We start from the raw sequence: 12,227 nt of genomic DNA, 5'->3' as shown, positions 1-12,227 counted from the left end.
TTAGGGTTCTTCGCAGTACCTCTGTAACAGATTGGCTTCAGTTCCACGCTTTTTCATTTTAATAGAAAATATCGGAACTGTATTTTCTTACTCAATCATGGAAAATACTACTGAAATTATTGTTGAAGACTATCATTTTGTTTTACAAAAATTTATTAATCTAACATTGTTCGGAAAGGTTAGTAAACCAAATTTCTCGAAGAATAACGATGAAATCGAAATTCAGAAATCATTACTCGATTTTTATGACCTACTCAAAAATCAGACTACAGAAAAGAATAATGAAATTATCAATTCATATTATAAGATAACGATTGCTAGCTACCGCAAAAAGATCAAAGATGAAGACTTAGTTGATCTGATGAATTGCTATGGTTTCAGTAATATAAGAATTTTGAATAATATCTTTAGACTGTTCGATACAAAAGATAATTTGAAAGAAATTGATACCAAAAAACAAGATAATGAAATATTAGAGGAACTCATTTGGACAAAAGAATTTCCCGATGAAATGAAAAACTACTTGCATGTTCAATTTTTCGATTTTTTAAAATTCATCCCTTATGAATCAAAAGTAGTTACAAAAGAGCATTACTTATTTTTGGTTGATCGCTATGTAAGACAATACGATTACAACAAAGTTCTCAATATTGTTTATCAGAATTTTGATGAAATTGATTGAAATTTCTATTTGGCCTTATTTTTTTCTAACCACTTATTGTATTTTTCTAACTGTTGAGAATGTTCAATAAAACCTTCTAAATCTTGATTGTATGACTTTACTCTTTCAATTTGAGATTTTAATTGAGATTGAGAATTCATTCCTTTTATTCCAAAATATACAGCACCAATAGTTATCAAAGAAGCTATTAATATATAAAAGTAGAAGTGGCTTATTTTATGCTTATTTTCATTTAGAATGGTTTTTAAACTTGTTTGATTTTGATCAAACAATAGCGTAAGTCGGTTTATTTCTTCAGAAAATTCTGAAATATTTCTAGCATGTATCGTTTGTAAATATTTCAAATCAGGTTCAATCTTAATCGTTTTAAGCTCGTTAATTTTTGCAGATAGATTAGGCGAAACATTTTTCATTTCTTTTAAAGAAGCTTCTAATCCATCAATTTGTTCCAGAAATATTTCTAATGTGTCTTGTAATTTTGGTGTTGCTTTCATAGTTTCATTTTAATATCCCATTCCTTGAGAGACTGTCTTTTTTACAATTTCCTTGATTATTTTTGTTGAAATTTTTAATGCTACATTTTGCACAATTTCCAATGGCTTGGTGAATGATAAATTAGAATCTTGAAAAGGAATACCATTTTCCATTATTTTTTTCAACCCCAAGTTTCGATGCACTTCACTTGCTTTAAAATCTTTCCCAGTCGCCAAATCCATCATACGATGTCCTTGTATCTGTCCCTGTTTATTAATAGTGGGAGTAACTTTCACTCCAAGCTCCTCCATCTTTTTCATATATAATTCCATTGATTTTGGATTTTGATTCATTACAAATTCATGTTTTTTTAAGATTTCATTTTTTACTGCTCTATCTAAATCTTTTCCTTGTTCAATAGTTTGAAGTTTATTAATCATGACCTCTTTGGCAGAGATTAATCCTTTTTCTTTCGCAACCTCATGTGCAGCCCATTGTGCTTTTTTACCAATAAAATGATCCGAAATTAATTTACCGTTGTCCTGAACTCTATTTGCAATAATATGAATATGCTTATGAGACTTCTCGGTATGTACAAAAGCGATAAACTGTTGCTTTTCCGGATCAATATTTAGTTTTTTCATAAAATCTCTTGTAATTTCACGAAGCTCCTTGTTGGAAAGTTTTTGTCCTTCTGATTTTTCGGGTGAGAAAACCAATGAAAAAGTTTTATTTTGAGCATTCTGATTCAAATCCTGAATAATCTTCATTTCCTGCAGAATTTCTTTAGAATTCTCACCACAAACACCATTTCGACAAAGTTCATAGCCCTTTTCATCTTGCATCACATAATTTCCCAAAGCTGCGCCACCTTTGCAGGATTGTGCCATTCCTATCATAACATTGTTTTTTCCGACTATTAATTATTGAAACTTCTTCAAATGTTCACGAATTAATCTTCCCACTTCCATGGTTTCTTGTTTCATTCCGGTAACATCTCCAAGCTTAAAAAGATTCGAGATTCTTCTAAAATTATCCGCATACTTTGAAAGAGATTTATAGCATTCTATTTCTTCTTCACTGAGCCTGCTTTTCAACTCTTTTTCAAAAGCTAAACGACGTACAAATTCAGAAACTGAAAGCCCGGCTTTGTTAGATTTTCTTTCAATAATTTTCTTCTCAATTCGAGACACTCTTATTTTTATAAATTCATTTTTCATTGTTGAATTTTTATTTAATCACTGAAAGCGATTCTTCCTTTTGCGACCTTCGGGAGAAAAAGCGAGATCGCCTTTAGGGAGCGCAAATCTGAAAGGTTTGTGGGCACAAAGGCACATCTCGCTATACAACGACCCCCTATCTACTCATTAAAAAATCATTGATATCTTTAAATTCTTTGTACAAGCCCCTTTGATCACTTGCATTAGGAAATATGTTTTTTAGTTCAATAGTTCCTTTATCTCCAGCATTATCATTATCGAGATACAACTCAACTTTCTCATACTTTTTTATCATTTTTTCAAGTAAATAGATTAGCGATATAGAATTCAAAACAACATAATCAGCCGACGGATTTCCGAAAATTTCTTCCATCTTTTTGAAAGACATAAAATCCATAAAACCTTCAAAAATTTGAAGAGTACTTGAATTATTTTCGAAAATGGAAATATCTTTTTTTCCAAGGCAGAGCTTTGCATATTTATTCCGAATTTCAATGCCACCAGAATTATTTTCGAAAGCTATACCAAAATACTTTTTACCTGAAATTTCGTAATGAATTTCTCGTAAATAATTAGTTTCGAAATTTATTTTTCTGCTATATAAATATTGAATTAATGCGGGGTGCTCAAGATCTTTAATTGTTAAAATTTCAAAGCTAGTTTCTCTTTCTAGAGTAATTTTTTCTTTTGCAAATGCATGATCTAAACCAGCGATATATTTTAAAGCATCTGAGATCGAACATTGTTTAATCGCTTGAACTAACGAGACATTATCAAACTTCTTTCCTGTCCCAAAATCAAAAGCTGTATTCCCTACGAAATTCACCGAAAGACTAGGGGTTCTTTCTTCACGATCCAGCGCAAAATAAAAAGCTGTTCTATCATTGCCTTTGCTCGGAAAAAGAGAGAAACTTTCCATGATACTCTTGATAGAAATATTCTTTGCCTGCTGTATGTTCATTTTTTCTTCTTTTTTACTAATTCTTTATTTTTTTTCTTTTCTAAAGCAAAAAATCACTTTCGGAGATAAAACCCACTTTTATTCTCAAATAAACTATTTTTAAACAATTGATTATCAGTAGTATAAATATGTTGTTTTTATCCATATTCATTAATTTAATTAATAACATTAGAATAATTAATAACATTAATATAATTAAGGGGTAAATTTTCAATCTCTCGAAACCGCCATGAATAAAGAGCTTTTCGCATTTTTAAAATTGAAAAATCGGAGATAAAATCTCGTTTTTCGGAGATAAAGTTCACTTTTCCGGAGATAAAGTCCACTTTTTCAGAGATAAAGTCTCGCTTTCCGGAGATAAAATCCCAAGTTCCGGAGATAAAGTCGTGTTTTATTTTTCAAGTAAAACTAAAACAGCTTTTATGTAATCTTGGCCTTTGTAAGAAGGACTTATTTTGCTCTTTATCCTCTTCGCAAGCTTATCATACCCTCTTAGCAAGTAAAGGCTTTTTAAGACTCTTATTTGAGCTTCGTCTAATTCACGTTTTTTCTTAATATATTTTAATGCTCGATCTATTTGGAGATCATTTAATGTTTTAAACTTTTCATGAACTCCCACTGTCTTTCCAGTATCGTAAATAGCAAAAGAATACTTGTCTTCTTTGTAAGAATAATTAAAACTTAAATCATTACAAAAATCTAAATCGGCTTTTATATTCATAAGAAAATCTCTTTCAAAACGAGATCGCCCGTCATATTTGTCATTTGGAATATAAAGCTCTTTCAAAACCTGCGAATACGCCATCGTCACTCCTCCAAATTTTCTAAACTTAAGAATCCACATCAAAAACCTTAAAGTATTCGTTGATGAAGCTTTATACGGTAAATCTTTTCTTAATGGAAAATAATGGCTCATATTCAGCAAATGCTTCATCACTGCTTTATCCATTTTGAAGAAGATATTACTACGATTCCAGCCTGGTTCTAAAATAAACGGAACAGCTTTATACCCATTAATGGATTCGTCTTTCAATTGCAGCCAATTAATATTTGTCATGTTAATCAGTGCGGTTTTAATGGATTTATTTTTCATCTTTCTCTCAGGATTTAAATCTTTCAACGGAATGATAAAGTTTACAGTTCCCTGATTAGCCCAGCCATCAAAACAATCATCAAATGAAAGCTGTGTTTGAACTCCAAGATCAATGGGGCTTTTTACAGAGATAAACATTGATTGTTCATCCTTGATTGAGGAAAGTATCATAACAATGAGACGCTGCTCAATAATCGTTGTGTCTTGGGTGATGAGGATTTCTCTAAAATCATTAGAAATAAGTACCTTCTTTCTTTCTACTGGTATAAAAAATTTCTTACTATTCACAGTAAAATCACTTTTTCTTTAAAGAAAACTCTATGGCTTCTCTCTCGATTTCGTCTTTCGATTTCGTCGCGTTTTGAAGTAAAAATTCATCAACTTTTTTACGTTCAAAAAATAATACTTTACCATTAGGTTTCGAAAAAGGGATGAGATTTTCGTGTACGAGTTTGTAGATATATGATTTTTTGAATCCAGTGTAATCTGCCAGCTCTTCGACATTAAGGATTGGTTTCAGTGCGAAAATGTGTTTTTCAATTCTGTTGAGCTTGTGTAGAATAAGGTCGCTTTCCATTGCTGTAATTATTGTAATTATGCAGCAAAGTTGTACTATAGGAAAGTAAAAAAGGTAACAATAGTATCATGTTACCTTTATAATATTATTGTTACCAAAAGAAAATTAAATATCAAAAATATCTTCTAATACCTCTGTCTTTCTAGGTTCTTTTTGCCTACGCCCTTCTTTCCTAAATGTTGCATAATCGAACACTCCTGAGCTGTTTTGTAAAAAGAAAGTGCAAAATTTTTTCATTGTTATTTTAACTGAGTATGTTTCCACGAATAGCTTATAAAATAAATACAAGTCGGAATAATTCATATCCACAATTATTGGTTTTCTGAGAAAAGAATCTTTAAAAAAATCATAAGTAGTAGAATCTCTAATAATCTCGTATTTTCTAAGAGAATCGTAAAGAAAGATTAATTTATCTTCTTTTATATTGTACTCTTGTACATCATTTAAATCAGGTTTTGAAGTAGCAATTAGAGCTTTAAATCCCTTTTTTGCTTCTTTTGGATTATTTGCAAAACAATAATACATTATATTCAATGTCCCACGCTTGTTATCAGAATTGCTTACTTCAGTATAATTTAAATTATTTAAACCATCATAAGTTTGTGTAAAATCAATAGTAATGGTTTTATACATTACGTCAGTTAAACCAACACAAATCGCTAAACCAGTTATAGCCAATGAATTTTGAATATATACTAGACTAAAGCCACTTATATACAATATTGGTTCTTGAAGAAGTCCAAACGAAATATAAATCATTACAAAAATTCCTAAGAAGATAAATGTTCGCATTCTATTAAATTCCGTTGAAAATATATCATTAAGTCCTGATTCTATAAATTTTCCAAAAACTAGTTTGACTACAATTGCAAAATAGACTAGAATTAACACTAAGACAACAAGCATTAACAACTTAAAATTTGGTAAATAGTACAGATTTAATCCACTTAAAACTAAAAGACAAATTATAATTAAGCTATAATACTTAATCATCCTTTTCCCATTTCCGTAAAATAAAATTTCCATCTTTAAATATTTTAAAAGTTAATTTTTAATGTTGGTATCATCTCAGCAGCTTCTTTCATCTTAGTGTCCACTATTTTTGCATAGATAGCGGTAGTTCTAATTTCACGATGGCCAAGTCTTTTCGAAACAGTGTAGATATCAGCACCATTCTCCAGAAGAAGTACCGCATTTGTATGTCTAGCTGAATGAAAAGTAATGTGTTTAGGAACTCCAGCACGATTACACCAGCGGATAATTTCGGTATTATAAGTCATCCCATATTTCAATCCTCTAAAAACTCGATCCAGCTGATCGTGCCTTTCACCAAGTAATTCCCTTGCTTGAGCAGAGATATAAAGATATTCTACTCCATCAGTTTTCACCTGCCTGAAATTCACTTTAGAAAACTCTCCTTCATCTCGAACTTCAGACCAAATCAATGTATTAATATCTGACCAGCGAAGACCAGATAAGCATGAAAATAAAAAAGCTTTTTTTAAAATAGGATATTTACAATCTGCTTTCGCTAAAGATTGTAATTCTTCAAAAGTCAAATATTCTCGTTGGCTTTCTGCCTGTTCAAAAGATTTTACCTTCGAAGCATAGTTAATTGATAGATATCCATCATCAAATGCACTTCTTAAAGCTGCTTTAAATTTGTTGAAATAAGAATATTTGGAATTTTGAGATAATGGTAAGTCACTTTTTGTCCGGGCAACATGATCAAAATAATGGCGAACTTTTTTAATCAAAGCTTCGTCAACTTCATCGAAGGTTAAATTTTTGGAAATGATTTTATTAAGATGTTGTAACGTAGAAAACCAATTGCCATAATTGTTTGAAGAATCTTGCTTTTGCTTTTCCTCAGTTTTTTCTTCAAAATAATTCAGGAAGGTACGTTTTGACTTTGTTGTGTTCTTTAAATCGAACTTACCTTGAACATACTCTGCTTTCCGGATTGAGAGCACATTTTCTGCAAATTCAAGTCCTTCTTTATTCTGTTTCTTTTGTGCAGAAGTCTTAGGATTACCGAATAAATAGGTATCTAAATTCTCGAAACTTCTGAGATGTCGTCTTTTACCTTCTTCATTAATTTCCGAGCCACGATAATATTCAATCGAAAGACTAATTCGTCCATCTTTCAAAGCTCGTTTGTTGAGTGATATTTTCATAATTTGTAATTTTGTACTTCTTTGTACTACTTAAAAGAATTAATTTTTTTAAGTAGTACGTGATTGGTAACAAAAGTACAAACAAACTCTAACAAAAGAAAATAAAAATCACATAAATAACTGTTAATCAAATATAAGAAACTAAAAGAAAGCAAGAGAAAGTGTATTTATTTCCCGATACAAAATTTAGAAAAAATATTTCCCAAAACTTCATCATTTGTCACTTCGCCTGAAATCTCACCAAGATGTTCTAAAGCATTTCTTAGTTCATAAGCTAAAAGCTCTGTAGAAATCTGGAAAGTAATGGCTTCCTTAACTTTATTTACGGCATCCAAAGATTTTCCTAAAGCTTCAAAGTGACGCTGATTGGTAATGATTACGTTGCTTTCTTCCGATTTTAGTTGTTCTACATAAGAGGATAATTCGTCTTTCAAATCTTGCATATTTTGATTTTCAACTGCAGAAATAGTGATGAGATCAAAATCTTGTGAGATTTCTTTTCTGAAAATATTTTCCACCAACTCATATTGGGTAGGAGAAACTTCATCTATTTTTGTTGCACAGATTATCAATTTTAAATCATCTCTTTGCAGAGATTTTATCATCTCGATGTCTTCAGAAAAGTCTTTTGTAGCTGCATCAGCGAGGTAAACTAGAATATTGGCATTTTCAACTTTTTCTTTTGCTTTTTTCACACCAATGGCTTCGATTTCATCGGAAGTTTCACGCAAACCAGCAGTGTCAATTAATCTGAATGCATGACCTTTGATATGAAGTATTTCTTCAATCGTATCTCTCGTCGTACCTGCGATATTGCTTACAATCGCTCTTTCTTCTTTTAGCAAAGCGTTCAGAAGAGTAGATTTTCCTGCATTTGGTTTTCCGATAATGGCAACGGCGGTTCCGTTCTTAATGGCATTTCCGTATTGGAAACTTTCAATAAGAGAATTTAATTTAGTTTCAATTTTATCAAGCAATTGATTCAGGGCGGTTCTGTCTGCGAATTCTACGTCTTCTTCGGCAAAATCAAGTTCTAATTCGATTAAAGAAACAAAATTTAATAAATCGGTTCTTAAAAAGGAAATTTCATGAGTGATTCCGCCTTTTAATTGGTTTAATGCTACTTTTCTTGAAGCTTCATTTTCTGAAGCAATCAAATCGGCAATCGATTCGGCCTGGCTTAAATCAATTCTTCCATTCATGAAAGCGCGCATAGTAAATTCACCTGCTTTTGCCATTCTTGCTCCGTTTTTAATAAGAACTTCAAGAATTTTTTTGGCAATGTGTGGTGAGCCGTGAAAAGATATCTCTACAGAATCTTCAGCAGTAAAGGTTTTGGGAGCTTTAAAAACGGCAATCATGACCTCATCAATCACTTCATCACCATCTTTTATAAATCCGTAATGAACAGTATGTGACTGTACTTTTTCAAGATTTTTACCGTCAAAGATTTTAGCTGAAACGGAAATTGCATCATCCCCGGAAATTCTGATAATTCCGATAGCTCCAATTCCGTTTGCTGTGGCAAGTGCGCAGATAGTGTCATGATTCATTTTGCAAATTTACGGTTTTATATGAAGATTTTTATGTTAATCTTCAAACCGATTGATTCTGATTAAATTTTAATTTAGATAATTTTATTTAAATTTTTCACCTAATGAATATACTTTTTCAATCCATTTTTTACGCTGCTCATCTTTTGAATTTTTAATAATTCCGATGTAAGTAACTTTTACAGGCTTTATTCCACAAAACTCTAAAGTTGATTTTTTGAGTTGATTGACACTTGGTCTTCCGTAAAATATCCTGTAATACCAACTGGGTTGATCTAAGGTTGTAATAATGTGTGCTGTTTTTCCGGTTAAAAACTTATCCCACCAAACTGAATTTTCACGATATTTAAAAGCGAAACCGGGAAGAAAAAGACGGTCGATAAAACCTTTTGTAATGGCAGGAAGTCCGCCCCACCAAACCGGATGAATCCACACGAGATGATTTGCCCATTGTATAATCTCCCACGCTTTTATTAAGTCAGGTTCCTGGTTTGTTCTTTTTTGGTAGCCAAATTGTAAATTTGTATTAAAATCAAGATTTCGGATAATAATTTCCTTTATTTCAGCTCCTGAATTTTCGGCTCCCTTTTTATAGGCTTCGGCTAAAGCGAAATTAAATGATTCGTTATTGGGATGTCCGTTAATTAATGCAATCTTTTTCATGATATATTTATTTGAATACTCGGATTCTTTCAAACAAAATTAGGTAACATCAATATCAATGGATAGGACAAATGTCTAAAAATAAATTTCTTTTCTAATGCGGCTCAAATGTCTTTGGGTAACGCCTAAATAAGATGCTAAATATTGCAAAGGGATTTTCTGGATATAATCTGGTTGGTTTTCAATTAAAAAAAGATATCTCTTAGTTGCGCTGTCTCGTTGAAGCTGGAAAAAACGTTTTTCAAGTTCTAAATATTCCTGCTCAGCAATCATTCTTAAAAATTCGCTCCATTTCGGGTTTTTCGATGCCAGTTCTTGAATTTTTTCTTTCTTAATGATGAGTAGAGTAGCTTCAGAAATAGCCTGCAGGTTTTCTATGCTTGGCTGATCAGAAATAAATGAAGAATATGAGGCTAATAAATCGTTAGGAAATCTAAAACAGTATGTATTATCTTTTCCTTTTTCTGAAACATAATATGACCTGAAAATTCCTGATTGTATAAAAGCGATTTCCTTACATTTTCCACCTTCTTTCACAAAGAAATCATTTTTGGCAAGCTTTCTTTCTTTAAAAAAAATCAAAAGATTATCTATTTCATTTTTAGAAAAAAGGTTGAAGCTTTGGAAGAACTGGTGAATCATTGAGTCAATAAATTATATTGTTAATTGTAACAAATTTAAGTAATGATTTTCCATTATTAAAAAAACACCACCTCTATTAAATAGAGATGATGTTAAAGGATATTAGTTTTTTAGTATATAACTGTGATCGGTTTTGTAAGCACAAAAATAGTTGATAAGAATTTACTTTCCATCAGGATATCCCCCATAAATAATACCGTAAAAATACGGTTGTGTAAAATAGAAAAATCGTCCTGCGAATTTCTTTGCAGGACGATTAGTATAATTTGTATCAGAATAATTGTATTCTTTTAAAGCGGGCTCACAAGTGAAAAGAACCACTCTTTTACTTCACCTTCTAAATATGGTGCGATTTTTTCTTCACACGTTTTATGATAAGAATTTAACCAGTTGATTTCATCCCCAGAAAGAATTTCTTTTACAATATCATTTTTAAAGAACGGGCAGAAAGTTAATGTTTCAAACTCATAAAATGTACCGTGAATTGTAGTTTCAGATTCTTTTACAGCAATCAGATTTTCATGACGAATCCCATAATCGCCTTCCAAATAATAACCAGGCTCATTTGAAACGACCATTCCAACCAAAAGTTCCTGCGGATTCATATCTTTTCTGATATTTTGAGGACCTTCGTGAACGTTCATAAAGCTTCCGACACCATGACCTGTTCCGTGATTATAGTCTTTTCCTTGCATCCACAAAGGAAGTCTTGCAATCGCGTCAAGCTGAACACCTCTTGTTCCTTTTGGAAATTTCACCATCGATAAACGGATCATTCCTTGTAAAACTAAAGTAGAGTTGGTTTTAAACTCTTCAGAAACCGCTCCCAAAGCTAAAGTTCTTGTAATATCTGTTGTTCCTTCTAAATATTGACCTCCAGAATCAACCAAAATGCTTGCGTCGTTGGTCACTTCTTTGCTTCCCTCGCTTTTAGCAGAATAGTGCATCATTGCACCGTTATCTTTGTATCCAATAATACTTCCGAAACTTTCACCCACAAAATTTTCGCCTGCAGCACGGAATTCTCTCAGTTTTTTACCAATAGAATATTCGTTCATTGCCTCTTTTCCTGCATTGTGAGTTAACCAGTAAAGGAATTTTACCATCGCAACACCGTCTCTCACCATTACTTTTCTGAAACCTTCCAGCTCTGTCTCATTTTTCTGAGCTTTCATCAGATTTCCAGGAACGGCAGCTTTTACAAATTTATTGTCAATTTTTAAAGCTTCAAAAATCGATTGGTTGCTGTTTGGTGAGACTAAAATGTTTTCGTTTTTAATCGTTCTAAGATGATTGTAGAATTCTTCGTAAGGCATCATTTTTACGAATGATTCATCCATTTGTTTTCTTGCTTCAACCTCCATTTTTTCGAGATCTGTAAACAAAATTGCATCATTTTTAGTAATTAAAATATATCCTAAAAATACAGGATTGCTTTCTACATCACTTCCTCTTAAATTCAAGGTCCATGCAACATCATCAAGACTTGAGATGACATGAACGGTAACTTCCTGCTCTTCCATTTTTTGACGAATTGCAGAAATTTTATAGGTAACAGATTTTCCTGCTCTGTCAAGCGGATGTACAAAAATTGGATTTTTTGAAGGGGTTCCTCTTTCTTTCCAGACTTCTTTTAATAAAGGAGAATCAACTAAAGTTAAATTTTTGGCATTCAGTTTTTGGGATAAAAGTTCCCAGTTTGAATGTGAAGTCGCTAAAGCATTGACTGCCACTTTTCCGTTAGCAGGAATTTCAGAGATAATCCAGTCGATGTAATTGGGTGTGCCTTCCATTCCATCTTTGAAAAGGTCGATTCCTGAACCAGCCAATTCAATTGGAGCCTGAGTGAAATATCTTCCGTCTGTCCAAAGTCCGGCTTTATCTTTAGTAATTACCACAAAACCTGCAGAACCAAGAAAACCTGAAAGCCAGGCTCTTTCTTGCCATTCTTCAGGTAAATATTCGCTCATGTGAGGATCTGCAGAATAAACTATAAATGCATCAACATTATTTTTCTGCATTTCATCACGAAGCGCAGCTACTTTTTCCTTTGAAGTCATTTTTCTATCAATTTTAAAGATGGAAAGTTACGAATTAATGCTGATTTTAAGATTAAAAACTGTACAAATTTTGAACGGATTTGTTGGATGTGGGAAGCTGGGAGAGGGAAGTTAATTAGGAATAC

At 32.0% G+C, this 12,227-nt stretch carries 13 protein-coding genes; 1 reads left to right on the top strand and 12 read right to left on the bottom strand.

Going from position 1 to position 12,227, the window contains the following annotated elements; genetic code table 11:
* The first annotated feature begins 97 nt into the window (after nt 1-97).
* Complete coding sequence (locus AB671_RS09965; protein WP_157444178.1) at nt 98-682, top strand: hypothetical protein; 585 nt, start codon at nt 98-100, stop codon at nt 680-682.
* A 5-nt stretch (nt 683-687) separates the two neighbouring features.
* Here AB671_RS09965 and AB671_RS09960 read toward each other — a convergent pair whose 3' ends face one another.
* The 12 genes from AB671_RS09960 to AB671_RS09905 all read right to left on the bottom strand — a co-directional run bounded on the left by AB671_RS09960 (nt 688) and on the right by AB671_RS09905 (nt 12,102).
* Nucleotides 688-1,176 (bottom strand): hypothetical protein, encoded by a 489-nt coding sequence (locus AB671_RS09960; protein ID WP_066680764.1) that lies wholly within the window; start codon nt 1,174-1,176, stop codon nt 688-690.
* Between the two features lie 9 nt (nt 1,177-1,185).
* A complete protein-coding gene (locus tag AB671_RS09955) occupies nt 1,186-2,055 on the bottom strand; it encodes a relaxase/mobilization nuclease domain-containing protein (RefSeq protein ID WP_066680766.1) in 870 nt (289 codons plus the stop codon).
* Nucleotides 2,056-2,079: 24 nt separating this feature from the next.
* Nucleotides 2,080-2,376: a plasmid mobilization protein gene (locus AB671_RS09950; RefSeq protein ID WP_066680767.1), complete on the bottom strand. Its 297-nt coding sequence runs from the start codon at nt 2,374-2,376 to the stop codon at nt 2,080-2,082.
* A 136-nt stretch (nt 2,377-2,512) separates the two neighbouring features.
* The gene (locus AB671_RS09945; RefSeq protein WP_066680768.1) at nt 2,513-3,337 is read right to left on the bottom strand and encodes a toprim domain-containing protein; all 825 of its coding nucleotides are present in this window, start codon (nt 3,335-3,337) and stop codon (nt 2,513-2,515) included.
* Nucleotides 3,338-3,728: 391 nt separating this feature from the next.
* On the bottom strand, nt 3,729-4,718 hold the full coding sequence (locus AB671_RS09940; protein ID WP_157444177.1) for a RepB family plasmid replication initiator protein: 990 nt from the start codon (nt 4,716-4,718) through the stop codon (nt 3,729-3,731).
* A gap of 7 nt (nt 4,719-4,725) precedes the next feature.
* Nucleotides 4,726-5,007, bottom strand: a complete 282-nt coding sequence (locus AB671_RS09935; RefSeq protein ID WP_066680233.1) for a helix-turn-helix transcriptional regulator — start codon at nt 5,005-5,007, stop codon at nt 4,726-4,728.
* A 105-nt stretch (nt 5,008-5,112) separates the two neighbouring features.
* A complete protein-coding gene (locus AB671_RS09930) occupies nt 5,113-6,033 on the bottom strand; it encodes a hypothetical protein (protein ID WP_066680232.1) in 921 nt (306 codons plus the stop codon).
* A gap of 11 nt (nt 6,034-6,044) precedes the next feature.
* Entirely contained in the window at nt 6,045-7,184 is a 1,140-nt protein-coding gene (locus tag AB671_RS09925; RefSeq protein ID WP_066680231.1) for a site-specific integrase, read from the bottom strand.
* Between the two features lie 167 nt (nt 7,185-7,351).
* The gene (gene mnmE, locus AB671_RS09920) at nt 7,352-8,737 is read right to left on the bottom strand and encodes a tRNA uridine-5-carboxymethylaminomethyl(34) synthesis GTPase MnmE (RefSeq protein ID WP_066680229.1); all 1,386 of its coding nucleotides are present in this window, start codon (nt 8,735-8,737) and stop codon (nt 7,352-7,354) included.
* An 84-nt stretch (nt 8,738-8,821) separates the two neighbouring features.
* On the bottom strand, nt 8,822-9,400 hold the full coding sequence (locus AB671_RS09915) for an NAD(P)H-dependent oxidoreductase (RefSeq protein ID WP_066680228.1): 579 nt from the start codon (nt 9,398-9,400) through the stop codon (nt 8,822-8,824).
* A gap of 75 nt (nt 9,401-9,475) precedes the next feature.
* Nucleotides 9,476-10,042, bottom strand: a complete 567-nt coding sequence (locus tag AB671_RS09910) for a Crp/Fnr family transcriptional regulator (protein ID WP_066680227.1) — start codon at nt 10,040-10,042, stop codon at nt 9,476-9,478.
* 290 nt (nt 10,043-10,332) lie between these two features.
* Nucleotides 10,333-12,102 carry an aminopeptidase P family protein gene (locus AB671_RS09905; protein ID WP_066680225.1) on the bottom strand — a complete coding sequence of 590 codons (1,770 nt, stop codon included), beginning with the start codon at nt 12,100-12,102 and terminating at the stop codon, nt 10,333-10,335.
* Between the last annotated feature and the right edge of the window lie 125 nt (nt 12,103-12,227).

The organism is Chryseobacterium sp. BGARF1 (genome assembly GCF_001677955.1).
Lineage (GTDB): Bacteria > Bacteroidota > Bacteroidia > Flavobacteriales > Weeksellaceae > Chryseobacterium.
This window is presented reverse-complemented; position numbering and strand designations above follow the sequence as displayed.